Raw genomic sequence first — 16954 nt, 5'->3', positions numbered from 1 at the left:
CTTATGCCAAGGTCCGCGCCAGCATGAGAATGTTCAAAGATCTTCACAAAGAATCGATGGCTCCCGTACTTGATGACCTACTCAACGACGGTCGGCTCGCCCGCCTCTTCTCGAAGGACGCTCGCCACTGCGCTCTGCAACTGTGGGTTTTGCAGATCAAGTCCGAGCAGTCAATCGAAAATCGCGTGATCTACGGCCGTTTGCTCCCCTACAGTCATTCAAGCGACCGCTGGTCCTGCAGTGAAGATGACAGCTTTCGCACATTCGGACAAGTCCAAGTGCAGGTTGTTCGCCTCAACCTGTACGTCAAGAGCGTCCACTGCGCGGAGCTCCTACGGCAATTGAGTGCCGGCCGAACGATCTCGGCAATCAGTGAAGAACTGAAGCTCGGGCTCTCTGACCAACTGAGAAGACGGTTCGGGGCTACAAATATCGCCGCCGATAGCCTTGTCTATCGTCCCGTTGCTTACCTGCTGTTGGATTCCGCCGATCTCTGACCCTAGGGGGATGCGGACAAAAACTTGGACTACCAAGAGGTAGTTCATGTATTCCTACGAAGATCGGATTCGAGCGGTTGAGCTCTACATCAAGCTTGGCAAACGCGTCAGACCCACGATCCGTCAGCTGGGTTATCCAACAAAGAATTCTCTGAAGGGCTGGTACAACGAATACCAGCAGAAGCTCGACTTGCCAGCGGGCTATGCGGGCCGGGGACCCAAGTTCTCGCAGGAGCAAAAAGCGGCAGCTATCGAGCACTACCTCACTCACGACCGCTGCATTGCTGCCACCATGAGGGCATTGGGCTATCCCGGCAGAGGGACACTGACCGCGTGGGTTCGCGAGGCCATTCCTGAGGCCAGAAGGGCTGTCGTTGGCAGTGTGGGGCGACGAAGGTATTCCGGGAAGCTGATGCAAGCGGGAGTCATGGAGCTTTGCACTCGCGAGGAAAGTGCGCAGGCTGTAGCCGACAAGTTCGGCGTGTGCCGGCCAACGCTGTACAACTGGAAGAACCAACTTCTGGGACGTGAGGCACCCGCATCCATGAAACGCATCAATCAATCTCCGCCGTCGCAAGAGCGCGACGAGCTCGAGCGCCAGGTTGAGTCGCTGCGCCGCGAAGTCAGGCAACTTCGCCTTGAGCAGGACCTCTTGAACAAGGCCAACGAACTGTTAAAAAAAGGCCTGGGCGTCGACCTGCAGCTCCTGTCCAACCGGGAGAAGACACTGCTGATTGACGCCCTCAGGGAGCACTATGGCCTGCCAGAGCTCCTTGCACAGTTGGATCTTGCGCGTAGTTCGTACTTCTACCACCGGGCCCGTGCGGCGGTGGGCGACAAGTACCTGGAGGTGCGGCAATCCATCACCGACATCTTTGAGTCGAACCACCGCTGCTATGGCTACCGCAGGCTGCAAGCTTCGCTCACTAGACAGGACGTCGCGATCTCCGAGAAGGTCGTGCAGCGGTTGATGAAGCAGGAAAGCCTGGTTGTTCCAAAGCCCAGGAAACGCAGGTATGCGTCATACCTTGGCGAGATCAGTCCAGCGCCTGAGAACCTCATCAACCGCGACTTCCAGGCCGCGGTCCCCAACGAGAAATGGCTCACGGACATCACGGAGTTCCAGATCCCGGCTGGCAAGGTGTACCTCTCGCCCATCATCGACTGCTTCGATGGAATGGTCGTCAGCTGGACCATTGGGACCAGTCCGGACGCTGAGTTGGTCAACACGATGCTGGATGCAGCCATCGAGACAGTGGCCGAAACGACTGACCGGCCTGTGGTTCACTCCGATCGGGGCGGCCACTACCGCTGGCCAGGTTGGCTATCAAGAATGAGCGACGCGAACTTCACCCGCTCGATGTCTCGCAAGGCATGCTCACCTGATAACGCAGCTTGCGAAGGCTTCTTCGGTCGGCTGAAGAACGAACTGTTCTATCCTCGAGACTGGAAGAACGCCACCATTGAGCAATTCATCGAGGCGGTCGACTCGTACATCCGTTGGTACAACGAGAAGCGGATCAAGATCTCTCTTGGCTCTCTCAGCCCCATCGAATACCGGGTGAGCCTTGGACTTGTGGCATAAAACCAGTCCAAGTTTTTATCCGCACCCCCGCTGGGTCAATTTTCGACGGCAAACAACACCGAGCGCAGGGACTACGGCTCCGTCGCTTGGGCGCCGGAACTGGACTTCTGGCCCCAACTGAAGGTTTCGCAACTCGAGGCCTTGATGCCGGTAAACGACTTTCTCTTGCGCCGGCGCGGCCTCCTGTCGTTGGTGCCGGCCAAGGAGCGGTCGCTGGAGATCTTCGGCGATGAGAAGCGGCTGGAACGCATGTGCCAAAGTGGAATGCTCTTCGGTAAGCTCCCACTCTCCGTTCTGGGTTGTTTCCAGGTCTCCGCGCCGCTTCCGTATCGCCCTGCTGTAGCACCCGGCCGGCCGGCCCTCGTCTTGGAAAACAAGGACGCCTACTGGAGTTTCGGGGAGTGGAATACAACCGCGAACTACTTTTCCGCAGTGGTCTATGGCGGCGGCGAGGCCTTCCAGAGCACTGGAGCGGCCCTCGCCCAGATGATGCATGAGGTGAGCGCAGGGTCCGCGCTGTACTTCGGTGACCTGGATCCGAAGGGAATTCGCATCCCCTTGGAATTCAACCGAAAGACCGCCCCCGGCCAGCCGCAGGTTTCCCCTGCGATAGAACTCTATGCTTGGCTGGTATCCAACGGTGTGCGTAGGTCGAAGCCTGAGTGCGCTGACGCCCCAACCAATCTCGCGGCGGCCTGGCTAGAAGAGCCGCTGGCGTCGGCTATCCAAACGATTTGGATGCAAGGGAAATGGCTCCCCCAGGAGGCCTTAGGCTTCGAGAAGCTGCAGCAAGGCGTTATCCCTCTTAGCTAGGGAAGAATACCGACATAAGCAGCAGCTCCTCTGGGTTTAAGCTCGAGCCCTTCTCAATTGAAAGCTCCTATGGCAAAGACATTCCTCCAGGTTCAAAATCAGATTGCGCAATTGCAACGCGAGGCCGAACAGCTACGTAAGAAAGAAGCGGACGGTGTGCTCAGTCGCATCAAGGAGGCGATTGCTGTGTATGGCTTCAGCGCCGAAGATCTTGGGGTTGGCAAGGCGAATGGCCGCGTAGCTGTGCCAAAGAAGAAAGAAAAAAATAAAGCTGTCAAGGCCAAGAAGTCAATCGAACCCCGCGCGCCGAAGTTCAGAGATGAGCAGGGCAATACATGGAGTGGTCGTGGTCCTCGTCCCGCTTGGTTTAAGGCCGCCCTGGAAGGAGGAAAATCAACCGACGAGTTGCTTGCCAAGTAGCATTGGCTCTAGCTAGCACTACCACGGCACTAGAGCTAAGGTGGTCGGAGGAGTCTTGACGGTCTGCTGCGGTTGCGGCGAGGGCGGAGTTCCGTCGGGCCAGATCAACCGCGTTGCTTGACGGCGGCGTACCGCAAGCCGGCTCGGGAACGACCAATCGACGGTAGTGCTTGGCGGCTACCCGGCCTTGCGGCCTGATGACGGCCCATCTCAGCTGGCAATGCATGGATTCGCAATCTGGCGCATTCTGCGGGGACGTGTGGCGCCTGCCTTGAGAGTGGCTGGTCATCGTGCGCAAGGGAGCAAATGCAATCTGGATCGCGAGATGTCGATCGAGCTCGTGCGACTATCTCATTCGATGCGCGCGCCAGTTGATTTCACCAAGGCGCCGGCCGCGTCGTAGTCCGCTTTCACCATCCGATTGAGTTCGTCCACTGTCATGGTGCCGGGGGCTCTATGCCCAGGCGCAGGAGTCGGTCTTGCACCACTGGATCGGCCAGCAACTTACCCAGTGCGGTATGAAACTTGTCGACCTCTGCCTTGTGCATGCTGGCAGGCGCGAACACGGCGAACCAAGTGTCGTATTTGAAACCGGGAATCCCGGACTTTGCGACCGTAGGCACGTCGGGCATGAAGCGCGAGCGGATGGCCCCTGAGCCATATCAGGCCTACGGAACGGACCGGCCGCGGCAACTTGAGGTGAGGGATGGCCAGAGCGCCAGTCGCCGCGTACTTTCTCGCCAATGATTCAGGAAGTGAGGCTATTGCCGAACTGCTCTGGATGTAGTGCAAGGTGACATAGAGCGACAGGCGTTCCGCAAAGTTGGTTGACGTTGTTGTGGTTGCTGGGTGTCGATTGAATATTGAACCATCATCGAGTGAGAGTTGAGCTAGCGTGTAGTCCCGCAGATATGCGAGAAAAGTCGACGCAGCTTCTCCAGGATCGAATCGGCGAAAGCAATCCAATCGAACGGCTGGCAGTTGGTTTTGTATGCGACGACGACTGGAGGGATGCGGAGAGTCCCTTTGTATTCAGTGCGTACTGACTATCAGCTCTTCTGCGTTAGCTGCTCCAAAATGGCGGGATTCTCCAGCGTCGAGGTGTCCTGCGTGATGGTTTCCCCCCTCGCCACCGAGCGCAGCAGTCTGCGCATGATCTTGCCGCTTCGCGTCTTCGGAAGGTTGTCGCCGAAGCGGATGTCTTTGGGCTTGGCGATCGGGCCAATCTCCCTGGCGACCCAGTTGCGCAGCTCATTGGCGATCTGCATGGCTTCCTCGCCGACTGGGCGCGGGCGCTTGAGCACCACGAAGGCACAGATCGCCTCGCCGGTGGTTTCGTCGGGACGGCCAACCACCGCGGCTTCGGCCACGAGTTCGGTGCAGGACACCAGGGCCGACTCGATCTCCATCGTCCCCATGCGATGGCCTGAGATATTGAGCACGTCGTCGATGCGCCCGGTGATCGTGAAGTAGCCGGTCTCGGCATCGCGGATAGCGCCGTCACCAGCGAGGTAGTAGCCCCTGAGTTCGGGCGGATAGTAGCTCGCCTTGAAGCGCTCGGGGTCGCCCCAGATTGTGCGAATCATGCTCGGCCAGGGCTTCTTCACCACGAGGATCCCGCCCTGGCCGTTGGGCACGTCGGTACCGGTCTCGTCGACGATGGCCGCGTCGATGCCCGGGAAGGGCAGGGTGCACGAGCCCGGCACAAGCGGCGTGGCGCCCGGCAGCGGCGTGATCATGTGGCCGCCCGTCTCCGTTTGCCAGAAGGTGTCGACGATTGGGCAGCGGCCACCGCCGATGTGCTCGTGGAACCACTCCCAGGCGGCAGGATTGATTGGCTCGCCCACCGAGCCCAGGATGCGCAGGCTCGACAAGTCGTAGCGCTTCGGGTGCACGGCTTCGTTGGCTTCGGCCGCCTTGATCAGCGAGCGGATCGCCGTCGGTGCGGTATAGAAAACGCTGACCTGATGGTCCTGGATCATCTGCCAGAAGCGCCCCGCGTCGGGGTAGGTGGGTACGCCTTCGAACATGACCTCGGTCGCTCCTAGCGCCAGCGGGCCGTAGGCGATGTACGTGTGGCCCGTGACCCAGCCGATATCGGCGGTGCACCAGAACACGTCGTCGGGCTTCAGGTCGAAGGTCCATGCGGAGGTCAGCGCCGCGTGCAGCAGGTAGCCACCACTGGAATGCTGCACGCCCTTGGGTTTACCGGTCGAGCCCGAGGTGTAGAGGATGAACAGGGGGTGCTCGGCCCCCACCCATTCGGGTTCGCAGGTCTCGGCCTGGTCTTGCATCTCTTCATGCAGCCAGCGGTCGCGTGACGCCACCCATTCGATGGCACCGCGGGTGCGCCTGTAGACGATGACGTTGTGGACGCGTTCGCAGCCGCCCAGCGCAATGGCTTCGTCGACTATGGCTTTGAGCGGCAGCCGCTTGCCGCCGCGTAACTGTTCGTCGGCGGTGATGACCATCGCGGCGCCGGCATCCTGGATGCGGTCGCGCAGGCTCTGCGCCGAGAAGCCGCCGAACACCACCGAATGGGTGGCGCCGATGCGCGCGCAGGCCTGCATCGCGACCACGCCTTCGATGCTCATCGACATGTAGATGACGACGCGGTCGCCTTTCTTCACGCCGCGCGCCTTCAGTGCATTGGCCAAGCGGCAGGTGCGCACCAGTAGCTCGCGGTAGCTCACCTGCGTCACCAGCCCGTCGTCGGCTTCGAAGACGATTGCGGTCTTGTCGCCCAGGCCACGCTCGACCTGGCGGTCCAGGCAGTTGTAGGACACATTCAGCGTGCCATCCGCAAACCACTTGAAGAACGGCGCCTGGCTGTCGTCGAGCCCTTGGGTGAACGGCGTCTTCCAGCTCAGGAATTCACGCGCGAGGCGCGACCAGTAGCTGCTGTGATCGGCTTCTGCCTCGGCCACCAGCCGTTCATAGGCGGCCATGCCGGATACGCGGGCGTTCTCCATGGTGGGGGGCGGAATCGGATGGGACGTCGCTTCGTTGTCGTTCATGGCGGATCTCCTGAGGTTCTTGGGGTGTGGGATCACAGACGGCGATTCGATTCATCCGTCCACATGGCTGTTCAGCCAGGCGGCAATCGCCGCGGCACTTCGAAAATCGTCGCAGGAGCGGGCCGGAACGCCCGGGTAGCGCTGGTTCCACATGCGCGCCAGCGCCTGGCCCGGCCCCAGCTCCAGCACGCAGCGCACCTGGCGCGCCATGATGTTCTCCATGCATTCCTCCCAGCGCACCGTCGTGGCGATCTGGGCGGCCAGCGCGGTTCGCGCCGACGCGGCATCCCGCACACGGTCGTTCGCGTTGCTGAACAGCAAGACGCGAGGCGCATGAAACGGAACTCCCGCAAGCGTCTGCGCGAAGCTCTCCGCAGCCTCGTGCATCCAGGGGGTGTGTGAGGCCACGCCGACGCGCAGGCGCGTGCATTGCGCGCCGGCGGTGAGCGCGGTGCGTTCCGCATCGTCCAGCGCCGACTCGGGGCCGCCAAGGACCACGCTCTGCGGGCCATTGCGGATGGCGATGGCAAGGCCAGTCTCTGCAAGCAGCTGCGCGAGCATCGGCTCCGAAAGACCGCTCACGGCCAGCAGGCCGCCGGGAACGAGAGCAGCACATTGGTCCATGGCCTTGGCTCGCTGCGTCGCGAGCATCGCGGCCGTGGCAGGGGCTATCGCGCCGGCCGCGCTGAAGGCCGCCAGTTCGCCGACGCTGTAGCCGGCGATCGCGTCGGGCGCCTGAATCATCGGCGCCAGTTGGTTCCAGGCCGCCAGGGCGAGGCCGGTCAGCAGCGTCTGTGCGTTGTCGTTGCGTTCGGCCCAGACCGGATCGGCGAGGGCCGCTCGCCAGTCGTCGATGCCGAGCCGCGCGCGCATGTCGCGCACGAATTCATCGTTGGCCAGCCAGGGCAGCATCGCCGGATGCTGGGTGCCCTGCCCGGAAAAGAGCAGCGCGAAGCTCATGGGGCGGGGCACACGCGCCCGATCCAGCAGGTGGCAGCGAGTGTGTCGGCCGCGCCGCCGGGTGACAGGCGCCGCAGCACGAAATCGTCGGCAATGGATTGCGCCTCCCGAAGCCCATCGGGCCGGGCGATGCCGCCTCGGTCCAGAAATCCCTGAGCAGCGCGCTGTGCCCAGCGCAGGCCGGCGAGCCCGCCGCGGTGTGCGAGATTGCTGTCGTCCAGCACGGCGATGATGTGGAACAGGGTGTCGAGTCGAGCCTGCGAAGGCGTCAGGCCGCGGGCGAGGGCGCGCCTCATGGCGGGGAGCGCGGTCTCGAACAACACCGGGAATGCCTGCGCCGCCTCTTCGGACGCGCCGCGCAGGCCATATTGCTGCGCGGCGATGCCGCCCGGAAGCACGGGCGCGCGCCGCGTGCGCTTGGCCAGCGCATCGCCCCAATATCGGCGCAAGGTATCGCGGAGCAACTCAGGGTGCAATGCACCGGCACGCCCGTGCTGTGTGGCGCCCGCCGCGGCGCACAAAAGGCCGAGCATGAAGATCGCGCCGCGGTGAGTGTTGATGCCGCCGGTGGCGGCGAGCATGCGTGCCTCAGCGGCGATGCCGCACCGCTCGAGCACCGCGAATTCCGCGCCGCAAGCGCCGGCCTCGGCGATCTGCGCAAAGTAATGGCGCAGCGAGAACAGGCTGCGCATGAAGGTATGGGCATCCATGTCGTCATGGCTGCCGATGTCGATTAACGTGACCAGGCCGGGCTTGGGCGACAGCGACAGCTCGTCGTACAGCGCGAGCGTGGCGGCGCGGCCGATCGCCATCGGTGTGAGCAGCGTAAGCTGAGTGTGCAATTGCAGTGGCAGTGGCCGCGGTGTGTTGTTCATCCGGCCAGCTCCGCTGGTTCGGTTCGCCCGCACCATGCGGTGTCGTGCTGCAGGCTCACGCCGTCGAGGTGCTTGACGATCAGCGCCCGCGCGTGTCCGGTGCGCCATTCGATCCATTCGCGCCAGGCCACCGCGGCGCCGTCGCCGAACAGAAGTTCGCCGTCCAGCCGCAGCCGTTCGGTACCAAAGGCCTGCAGCGAACCCGCCACCGCATCCGCATGCGCCACGTCATCGACGCGGACCGACAGATCAAGGTCGGAGCCCGGCCGCACATGGTCGAGCCCGCTGATGGTTTCCCAGCCGTAGCTGCCGAACACGCGCGCCTCTGCATGGCACGCATCGAGAGCGCCGAGCAGATCGCGCACCGGACTTCGTGCTGCCGGCGGCAACAGCGCCTGCACCTCAGCAAGACGCGGGAAGTCGTCGAGGCCGAGTACCGCGGTGTGCGGCACTTGCAACGTCAATCGGCGCCTGCCCCAGCACGCAGGGGCGGGCAGACCGAGTGCGATCCATCCGTTGGTGAGGGTGTAGTCCGGCTGGCGCGTCACCACCAGCGGCAGCCGATGGGTCGCCCAGTGCGCAAGGCACTCGCGTGCCTGGGTGTCCCATGCGCCGTCGAGGAGGGCGGTCCAGCCTTGCTCGGAAAGTCGGGCGAGTTGGTGGCGGCGCAGGGAACGCATGGCGGTGATGTGGAGTTCAGGTGGCGTTCAAGCGGCGTCCAGCACGCGCTGCACGACCTCGGCGGCAAGCCTGCGTCCACCCCGTTGCGCGCCATCGCGCGCGCGCAGGTCTTCTGTCGGCGTGTTGGCGAGCGCGGCGCGCAGGCACGTCTTCAGGTCGCCCTGCCACAGGGCGCGCACGCCACCCATGGCCACGTAGTTCTGCACGCCCGGCGCAAATACCGGATTCGATTGCGAAAGCGCTGTGAGCTTGTCCTCTGGCAGCTTGGTTACGCGCGCCATGGCGGGAATGCGCATGACTCGGATCTCTGCCTCCGGCAGCGCATAGCAGGCGTCGGCGATTAGCCCCGAGGTGATGAAACCGCCCGACAGGGCCTGGTCGTACACCAGGCCGATCACGATGTGGCCGCGGCGCCGCGCCAGGTCGATGCTTGCACCCAGGTGCGCCATTGCGCGGTTGATGCCGAGTAATTCATCGCGTCGGCGAAGCTGCTGGCCTTGCGTGTCGATCAAAAGCAAGATCGGTCGACCTGGGTGCTGCTTTACGGTATCGAGCACCACCCGTGCCTGCGCCAGGGCGAGCTGGACGCCGATCGGCGCATGATTCGTAGTGCCGATCACCGTGATCGGCTCGCCTTCGAACATCACTTCTCCGCGCAGAAAGTCACCGGTCGCGCGCATGCCGTGGTAGGAGCCGAAGAGCTGGGTGACAAGGGAATTCCAATGCATCTGATGCTCCTTGGTCAGTGGGGGCGCAGGGCGCGCACGACTTCCACCGGAAGGTCCGGCACGCGCTGCGCATCGGCAACGCCCAGCGCGCTCCAGAGCAGCATCGCTTCGTTGTCGCTGGCGGTGTCTCCCAACAGGGCGTGCACGCGCGCCGTGAGCAATGCGTGCTCTTCTTCCAGCGCGGCCAGGGTCAAGGGCTTCGACGCATCGAGCGCAGCGATGGCCGCTGCGCGAAATTCCGCAATGTCGTCTTCGACCAGCGCGTCGCAGTCGCCCGTCAGCCACCGGTGCTTGCCGCCGGTCGTGCGCCAGACCAGCGCGCGGTCGCGCGAATCGAATTCCTCCACACCGTGGGATGCCTCGATCACTTCGGGGCCCGACATCGCCAGCCGCCCGACATCGCTCATCACGATGAAGTCGGCGCAGCGCGCCACGATGCCCATGCCGCCGAAGCAGCCGTTGGCACCGCCGATCAGCACGAGCACCGGGATGCCGGCGGCGCGCACGTCGAGCAGGGCTCGCATCACTTCCGATACCGCAATGAGACCGGCGTTGGCCTCGTGCAATCGCACGCCGCCCGATTCGGCCAGTAGCAGTACGGCCGCCGGCCGCTCGCACAGGGCCCGCTGCAGCAGGCCGACCAGCTTGGCGCCATGCACCTCGCCGACGCCGCCGCCCATGAATGCGCCTTCCTGCGCGGCGACGAGAACTTTGCGTCCCTCCAGCGTCGCGCGGCCGATCGCTACGCCGTCGTCGAAGGCTGACGGCACGCCGAGCTGCGCTAGGTGCGGGCTGGTGATTCGCTCGGCGGGCGGCAGCCATTCATGGAAACTGCCGGGGTCAAGCAGCAGCGCGAGCCGCTCGCGGGCCGAGCATTCGGCATAGCTGATCATGGCTGCTCTCCGGTGATCTCGGCCACCGCCTGGTCGAGCCGCAGGCTCACCACCGCGGGAGTGGCACCCATGTCGTTGATCGAGATACGCACGCCGGCCAGCGGGTGGCGCGTGTGAAAGTCGTTCATCACTGCCTGCCAGATCGGACCGAAGCCACGCGCCGAGGTCTCGACGCGCACTGCACAGTCAATGCCTTCGGCAGGCTCGAGCATGACCTCAAGGTTGCCGGAGCCGACGACGCCGACCAGGATCGACGCAAAGGCGCCAGCCGGCCGGCCGCCGGAAAAAGAAAAGTCCAGGGTCTCGAGCCCTGTGGGAACGTCGCTCATCGTCGAACTCCTGCTACCAGTTTCTGAAGCGTTTGGGCGGTTGGTACAAGCCGCCCGAGGCGCGTACCAGGTCGCGCATGCTGCGCGCGGCCAGCAGGTTGCGCGTGGCCTGGCGCGGGTCGATCCCCAGGTCCTGCGGCCGGCGGATCACGCCGCGGTCGCGCAGGTTCTCCACGGCGCGCCGGTCGCGCGCCAGGCCGACCGCGGTGTAGCCGGCCACGCCGCGAATCGCCTGCTCGCGCTCCGCATCGCTGCGGCACAGCAGCAGGTTGGCGATGCCTTCTTCGGTGAGGATGTGGGTGACGTCGTCGCCGTAGATCATGATCGGCGGCAGGTCCATGCCGGCCTGCTCCTGCAGCGTCCACGCGTCGAGCCTGTCGACGAAGGCCGGCTGCATGTGCTCGCGAAAAGTCTCGACCATCTGCACGACCAGCTTCTGCCCGCGCGGTGTGCCAGCCGCACCGGTGCGCCCGGCACGTGCCTCCTGGCCGGCTTTGAGCCAGGCGGGGCTCGCATGGCGGCGGCCGCGCGCATCGGCGCCCATGTTGGGCGCGCCGCCGAAGCCGGCAATGCGGCCCAGCGTGGCGGTGGAGCTGTTGCCGTCCAGGTCGATCTGCAGCGTCGAGCCGATGAACAGGTCGCAGGCGTAGTGCCCGGCCGCCTGGCAGAAGGCGCGGTTGCTGCGTAGGCTGCCGTCGGCGCCGGTGAAGAACACGTCGGAGCGTGCGCGGATGTAGTCCTCCATGCCCAGCTCGGAGCCGAAGGAGTGCACCGACTCGACCCAGCCTGCTTCGATCGCCGGGATCAGCGCTGGGTGCGGGTTTAGCGCCCAGTGCTTGCCGATCTTGCCCTTGAGGCCGAGCGATTCGGCATAGGTGGGCAGCAGCAGTTCGATGGCCGCGGTGTCGAAGCCGATGCCGTGGTTCAGGCGCTGCACGCCGTACTCGGCATAGATGCCCTTGATCGCCATCATCGCCATCAGCACCTGCACTTCGCTGATCTGCGCAGGGTCTCGGGTGAAGAGCGGTTCGATGACGTTGGGACGCGGCGCCTTGACGACGAAGTTCACCCAGTCGGCCGGGATGTCGATGCGCGGCAGCGTCGTGGTCTTGCCGTCGACCAGTTCGTTGACCTGCGCGATCACGATGCCGCCCGAGAACGCCGTGGCCTCGACGATGGCCGGCGTGTCTTCGGTATTGGGGCCGGTGTAGAGATTGCCTTCGGCATCGGCCGCCTGCGCCGCTACCAGCGCCACCTTGGGCGTCAGGTCCACGAAGTAGCGCGCGAACAGTTCCAGGTAGGTGTGGATCGCCCCGATCTCGATGCGCCCGGCCGACACCAGCTTGGCCAGCCGCGCGCCCTGCGGTCCCGAGAAGCTGAAGTCCAGCCGGGCGGCCACGCCGTTCTCGAAGATATCCAGGTGCTCGGGCAGCGCCAGCACCGACTGCACCATGTGCAGGCCATGCACCTTCGCCGGATCGACCTGGACCAGCGCGCGCGCCAGGAAGTCCGCCTGCTTCTGGTTGTTGCCTTCGAGGCAGACGCGGTCGCCTGGCTGTAGCACGGCCTCCAGCAGCTTGCCGACGGCTTCGGTGGCTACGCGCTTGCCCGTCAGATCGGCGCCGAGCGTGGCGGCCGCCCGCGCAAGACGTGCCGTGCGATTCTCGGCCTTGATGTTCCAGTTCATGCGGTCCATGGAGGTTCCTCAACCCACGAGTGCCTTGGTGGCAAAAAACAGCACCGATGGGCCCATCAGGCAGCCGAGGCCGGTGTGAAAGGTCGCCACGAGTGCGCCGTAGGGCACTAACTTGCGGTCGGTTGCGGCGAGCCCGGCGGATACACCGCTGACGGTGCCGGCGAGGCCGCCGAAGACCATCGCCGAGCGCGGGGTTTTCAGCGCCAGGAAGCGCGCCGCGATGGGCGTGCCCACCATCACGATGATGGCCTTGACCAAGCCCGTCGCGATGCTCAGTGCCATCACGTCCGGACTCGCGCCGATGGCCGCACCCGTGACGGGGCCGACGATGTAGGTGACGGCTCCGGCACCAATGGTGGTCATGCTCACTGCGTCGGAGTAGCCGAAGGCGCGTGCAATGCACGCGCCAACGATGAAGGGGAGCACGGTGCCCAGCAGCAGCGACACCACGCCGATCAGCCCGGCCTTGCGCGCCTCGGTGGCCTGCACTTCGAAGGCCGTCGCCACGATGGCGAAATCGCGCAGCATCGCACCACCCATCAGACCGATGCCGCCGAACAAGGACATGTCGGCCAGCCCCTTGTGGCCACCAGTCTGCGTGCCGCCCCAGTAAGCGAGCGCGAGGCCGATCACGATTGCAATGGCGGAGCCGTGAACGCGGCCGAAGGTCAGCCGGCGCGAGATCTGACCCGACAGGAGAATGATCAGGCCGACCACCGCAAAAGCGGTAACGAGGCCATTCTGGATGGCGGCTTTTTCGAGGATTTCGATCATGTCGTTCACTCCGCTTCGGTCAGCAGAGGGTTGTCGTGCGGCTTGGGCGCGCCCTCCGTTTCAACGGGGGTGCGCTCCGTTCGATTGATCAGCGCGATGACGCAGGCACAGACCGCAACCGCGGCAATGGCCGAAAGCACTGCGACCGGGCCACCGCGCAGCGCGGAGACCATATCTTGCTGCGCCGCCATGGCGACCACGACGGGTATGTACATCGCACCCCAGTACTCGACGCCGAGCTCTGTCAGCTTCGGCAGGATGTCGCGCTTTTGCATGTAGAGCCGCGCGAAGATCAGCAGAAGCATGGCGATGCCGACTCCGCCCACGTTCGTCTTCACGCCCAGCGCCTGCCCGAGCAGATCGCCGAGGAAGATGCCCAGCAGGTGGCACACAGCCAGCAGGGCGGTTCCGAGAATGATCATGTTCGTCTCCAGTTTTTGTGGCCGTGCAAGATGCGCGGCGTTCTGAAGACGTACGGTATCGGCAGCCTCCCTCGCGATCAATTAACCGGGGGTGGCGATGCTTACGGTGCGTGAAACGGTCGCGGGTAAACCCTTAGGATAGTTCGGCCTTCGAAGTGCGGCACAGCGTCAGCAGCGTAAGCAGGTTGGGGTCGCGCTCCCGTGTGCGCAGGAAGTTGAGCGCAATGGTCTGGCGCATCAGGTACTTGGGCTGCAGCGGGATCAATTGCACGTTATGCGGCAATACGCCGCGCACCCGGCCCGGCAGCAGCGTGTAGCCGACGCCCCCGCTGACCAAGTTCATTAGTGAAAAGATGTCGCCTGTCTTCATCACCACGTTGGGCGTGAAGCCCGCCACGCGAAACGACTCCACGAAACCGCTGTACGTGACGAAACCTTCGCTCAGGCTGACGAACCGTTCGCTGGCGCAGGCGCCCAGGTTGATCTCCTGCTGCGCCGAATAAGGAGATCCCGTGGGGGCGGCGAATTGGATGTCGTCCTCGAAGAGCGGCTCGGATTCGACGTCGGAAGTCCCCTCGGGAACCGCCATGAGGGCGGCATCGATCGCGCCATCGCGTAGCTTCTGCAACAGGTCGGCATTGGACCCCAGCACGAGCTCGGTGTGCAGGTCCGGCATGCGCAGCTTCAACCCCATGATCAGCCGCGGCACCGTGCGGCTTGTCAAAGAGTAGAGCGAGCCGATCCGGATCCGATCTGCGGAATAGCCGGCAACCTCCCGCGTGGAGCGGATGCCCTCGGACATCGTACGCAGGACGTCGCGAGCCACCTCTGCCAGCGCCTGCGCCGCGTCGGTCGGGTGCAGATTGCGCCCCTCGTGTCGAAACAAGGTGCAGCGCAGCCCCGACTCCAGTGCATGCAAGGCGCGATGGACGCTCACGGCGCTGGTTTCAAGCTTTTCGGCCGCACGGGCGAGATTTCCGGTCTCCATGAAGACCAGGAGGATTTCGAGCCGGCGGAAGGTGATCTCTTCGTCGACGTGAAGATGCATGATCGGGTTGCGAGTGGGGGCGGATCGTACTGCAGTCGAACGAAATTTGTCAGCCGCCTATGTCCTTGAAAAAACCAACGAAAAGGTTGCGAATCCATTGGCATAGCGGGGCCTGCTCGAAGCGGCGGCTCCACTGGATCGACACGGTGACGGTACTAGCCCGATGATCGCGAGTTGACATGCGGGTATGCAACAGTGATTCCGCATCGAGAGCCTCAACGGCGCTAAACAACTGCCTTTGCAGATGTAGTCCCCCAGAAACTCTGGAAGCGACGCACCGTGCTGGAGGTGCTTGCCTTGGATCAATTGTCTAGGCGCAGTCTTGAAAATCAGTGACAACTCTACATTCCGTTGAGGCGAACGAAGGAGTGTTTCGTGTGGTTTTGATCGCCTGCAGATGCTTACTCGCCGAACGCATATTGACATGCATAAATGTAAGTTTGTGCATTGGACTATCGCCGATACGCTTCCGCCTTTCCCCAGCATGTCAACCCAGCAGGCTCTCGTGTCGCCAATGCCGCCGAGAGCCTTGCGTCTTCGTCCATGAGTGCCGTTCTTCCTCACTTGGTTCCCGACCCATCGGCACCTCCGACCTTTTCGCTCCCTCCCTCCGTAAGTCGCATCACCGTCATCGCTGATGCGGCAGCTGATCGGAAGCAGGGGTCCTCGACACGCAGCGAGCCGGGTCGATGGCGCATCTTCGTTCCTTGGCTTCTGCCGATCGCGCTGATTGCGCTGTGGCAGTACTTTTCTGCAATCGGTCGGCTGCCTGCGGGTATTCTCCCGGCACCTTCCGATGTGCTGCGCGCGGCGTGGCAACTCGCTGAGCGAGGCGAGTTGCAGCGAGACGTGCTGGTGAGCTTGCGTCGCGTCGCGATCGGCTTCGTGACCGGCGCGGCGACCGGCCTGGTGTTGGGTTTCCTGGTCGGACTGTCGAGCCTGGCGCACGGCTTGCTCGACCGATCGCTGCAGATGGTTCGCACCATCCCGCATCTGGCCCTGGTGCCGCTAATGATTCTCTGGTTCGGCATCGGCGAGGAGCCGCGCGTGCTGCTGGTGGCAATGGGGTCGCTGTTCCCGGTCTACATCAACACGATGAGCGGCATCCGCAATGTGGATCCGAAGCTGATCGAGCTGGGGCGCTCGTATGGTCTTGGGCCCATCGGGCTGATCGTCAGCGTGGTGCTGCCAGGTGCATTGCCATCGATCCTGACCGGCATTCGATACGCCCTTGGCGTGGCTTGGCTCACGTTGGTGGTCGGCGAGACCATCGCATCGCGCGACGGCATCGGCTACATGGTGCAGAACGCCCGCGAGCTGCTGCGCACCGACGTCATCCTGCTGGCGATCGTGTTGTACGCCATCGCCGGGTGGCTGGCCGACTCGATCACCCGGGTGGTCGAGCGGTGCTTGCTGCGCTGGCATCCGAGCTATGCCAAAGGGGCGGCGCGATGACCGGACCATCGTCCAGCGGCGATGGGCTGAGCCTGCGCGGTGTCGGCAAGGCCTTCGGCGAACGCACCGTGCTACACAAGGTCGACCTAGAGATCCCGACCGGCCAGTTCATCGCACTCATCGGTGCCAGCGGTGTCGGCAAGTCGACCCTGTTGCGCATCGTCGCGGGGCTCGAGCCGCCGACTTCGGGGCGTGTCGAGTTGCGCTCGAACCACCCGTCGCCGGACATCCGGATGATGTTTCAGGAAGACCGGCTGATGCCTTGGCGCACGGTGCTGCGCAACGTGACGCTGGGCCTGCGTGGACGTGACGACGATGCCCGCGCGCTGCTCGCGGCGGTGGGGCTGGCCGGCCGCGACAAGGACTATCCGGTCGTTCTGTCGGGTGGGCAGCGCCAGCGGGTCGCACTCGCGCGGGCCCTGATCCACGAGCCCGAACTGCTGCTGCTTGATGAGCCTTTCGGTGCGCTCGACGCGATCACGCGGACGTCGATGCAGCTGCTGCTCGAAGGCCTTCTCGCACGAAGGCCGCGCACCGTGCTGCTGGTCACGCACGACGTCGAAGAGGCGCTGGTGCTGGCCGACCGCGTACTGCTGATGCGCGACGGGCGCGTCGCCCGCGACCTGTTCATCGACCACGAGCGCCCGCGCCATCGCGGCGACCCCGAACTGGCCGCCCTCAAAGAAGAGCTGCTTGAAGGACTCGTGTCTGCGCAAGCCGCGCAGGCCATCCGTTGAACGCCGACAGGCACGCCATCCACT

General features: G+C 64.1%; 18 protein-coding genes. 6 read left to right on the top strand and 12 right to left on the bottom strand.

Annotation, left to right across the window (positions count from 1 at the left end):
- Positions 1 to 23: 23 nt before the first annotated feature.
- The 4 genes from ACAM52_RS30765 (at position 24) to ACAM52_RS30750 (ending at position 3315) form a co-directional block, all read left to right on the top strand.
- Positions 24 to 497 (top strand): hypothetical protein, encoded by a 474-nt coding sequence (locus ACAM52_RS30765; protein ID WP_369645415.1) that lies wholly within the window; start codon positions 24 to 26, stop codon positions 495 to 497.
- Positions 498 to 543: 46 nt separating this feature from the next.
- Complete coding sequence (locus tag ACAM52_RS30760; RefSeq protein ID WP_369645414.1) at positions 544 to 2082, top strand: IS3 family transposase; 1539 nt, start codon at positions 544 to 546, stop codon at positions 2080 to 2082.
- A 144-nt stretch (positions 2083 to 2226) separates the two neighbouring features.
- Complete coding sequence (locus tag ACAM52_RS30755; protein ID WP_369645413.1) at positions 2227 to 2895, top strand: Wadjet anti-phage system protein JetD domain-containing protein; 669 nt, start codon at positions 2227 to 2229, stop codon at positions 2893 to 2895.
- A 69-nt stretch (positions 2896 to 2964) separates the two neighbouring features.
- Positions 2965 to 3315 (top strand): H-NS family nucleoid-associated regulatory protein, encoded by a 351-nt coding sequence (locus ACAM52_RS30750; protein WP_369645412.1) that lies wholly within the window; start codon positions 2965 to 2967, stop codon positions 3313 to 3315.
- A 437-nt stretch (positions 3316 to 3752) separates the two neighbouring features.
- Here ACAM52_RS30750 and ACAM52_RS30745 read toward each other — a convergent pair whose 3' ends face one another.
- From ACAM52_RS30745 to ACAM52_RS30690, 12 genes are all read right to left on the bottom strand, one after another.
- On the bottom strand, positions 3753 to 3947 hold the full coding sequence (locus ACAM52_RS30745) for a tripartite tricarboxylate transporter substrate-binding protein (protein ID WP_369645411.1): 195 nt from the start codon (positions 3945 to 3947) through the stop codon (positions 3753 to 3755).
- A gap of 417 nt (positions 3948 to 4364) precedes the next feature.
- Positions 4365 to 6332: an acetate--CoA ligase gene (gene acs / locus ACAM52_RS30740; RefSeq protein ID WP_369645410.1), complete on the bottom strand. Its 1968-nt coding sequence runs from the start codon at positions 6330 to 6332 to the stop codon at positions 4365 to 4367.
- A 51-nt stretch (positions 6333 to 6383) separates the two neighbouring features.
- Positions 6384 to 7292, bottom strand: a complete 909-nt coding sequence (locus ACAM52_RS30735) for an acyltransferase domain-containing protein (protein WP_369645409.1) — start codon at positions 7290 to 7292, stop codon at positions 6384 to 6386.
- Entirely contained in the window at positions 7289 to 8167 is an 879-nt protein-coding gene (gene mdcB / locus ACAM52_RS30730) for a triphosphoribosyl-dephospho-CoA synthase MdcB (protein WP_369630406.1), read from the bottom strand. Before mdcB ends, ACAM52_RS30735 begins: the two co-directional genes overlap by 4 nt.
- Complete coding sequence (gene mdcG, locus ACAM52_RS30725) at positions 8164 to 8847, bottom strand: malonate decarboxylase holo-[acyl-carrier-protein] synthase (protein WP_369645408.1); 684 nt, start codon at positions 8845 to 8847, stop codon at positions 8164 to 8166. The genes mdcB and mdcG overlap by 4 nt, the downstream gene beginning before the upstream one ends.
- A 27-nt stretch (positions 8848 to 8874) precedes the next feature.
- Positions 8875 to 9576: a biotin-independent malonate decarboxylase subunit gamma gene (locus ACAM52_RS30720; protein ID WP_369645407.1), complete on the bottom strand. Its 702-nt coding sequence runs from the start codon at positions 9574 to 9576 to the stop codon at positions 8875 to 8877.
- Between the two features lie 14 nt (positions 9577 to 9590).
- A complete protein-coding gene (locus ACAM52_RS30715; RefSeq protein ID WP_369645406.1) occupies positions 9591 to 10469 on the bottom strand; it encodes a biotin-independent malonate decarboxylase subunit beta in 879 nt (292 codons plus the stop codon).
- Positions 10466 to 10798 (bottom strand): malonate decarboxylase acyl carrier protein, encoded by a 333-nt coding sequence (gene mdcC, locus ACAM52_RS30710; RefSeq protein WP_369645405.1) that lies wholly within the window; start codon positions 10796 to 10798, stop codon positions 10466 to 10468. The genes ACAM52_RS30715 and mdcC overlap by 4 nt, the downstream gene beginning before the upstream one ends.
- A gap of 13 nt (positions 10799 to 10811) precedes the next feature.
- Positions 10812 to 12494: a malonate decarboxylase subunit alpha gene (gene mdcA, locus ACAM52_RS30705; RefSeq protein ID WP_369645404.1), complete on the bottom strand. Its 1683-nt coding sequence runs from the start codon at positions 12492 to 12494 to the stop codon at positions 10812 to 10814.
- 9 nt (positions 12495 to 12503) lie between these two features.
- Complete coding sequence (madM, locus tag ACAM52_RS30700; RefSeq protein ID WP_369630400.1) at positions 12504 to 13268, bottom strand: malonate transporter subunit MadM; 765 nt, start codon at positions 13266 to 13268, stop codon at positions 12504 to 12506.
- Between the two features lie 5 nt (positions 13269 to 13273).
- A complete protein-coding gene (gene madL / locus ACAM52_RS30695) occupies positions 13274 to 13690 on the bottom strand; it encodes a malonate transporter subunit MadL (RefSeq protein WP_369630399.1) in 417 nt (138 codons plus the stop codon).
- A 133-nt stretch (positions 13691 to 13823) separates the two neighbouring features.
- Positions 13824 to 14738: a LysR family transcriptional regulator gene (locus ACAM52_RS30690; protein ID WP_369645403.1), complete on the bottom strand. Its 915-nt coding sequence runs from the start codon at positions 14736 to 14738 to the stop codon at positions 13824 to 13826.
- Between the two features lie 543 nt (positions 14739 to 15281).
- Here ACAM52_RS30690 and ACAM52_RS30685 point away from each other — a divergent pair.
- On the top strand, positions 15282 to 16193 hold the full coding sequence (locus tag ACAM52_RS30685) for an ABC transporter permease subunit (RefSeq protein ID WP_369630397.1): 912 nt from the start codon (positions 15282 to 15284) through the stop codon (positions 16191 to 16193).
- Positions 16190 to 16930, top strand: a complete 741-nt coding sequence (locus ACAM52_RS30680; protein WP_369630396.1) for an ABC transporter ATP-binding protein — start codon at positions 16190 to 16192, stop codon at positions 16928 to 16930. Before ACAM52_RS30685 ends, ACAM52_RS30680 begins: the two co-directional genes overlap by 4 nt.
- Positions 16931 to 16954: the final 24 nt, after the last annotated feature.

The organism is Variovorax sp. V118, assembly GCF_041154445.1.
Lineage (GTDB): Bacteria > Pseudomonadota > Gammaproteobacteria > Burkholderiales > Burkholderiaceae_C > Variovorax > Variovorax boronicumulans.
The sequence above is the reverse complement of the archived record's forward strand: the minus strand, read 5'-3'. Positions and strand labels throughout refer to the sequence as shown.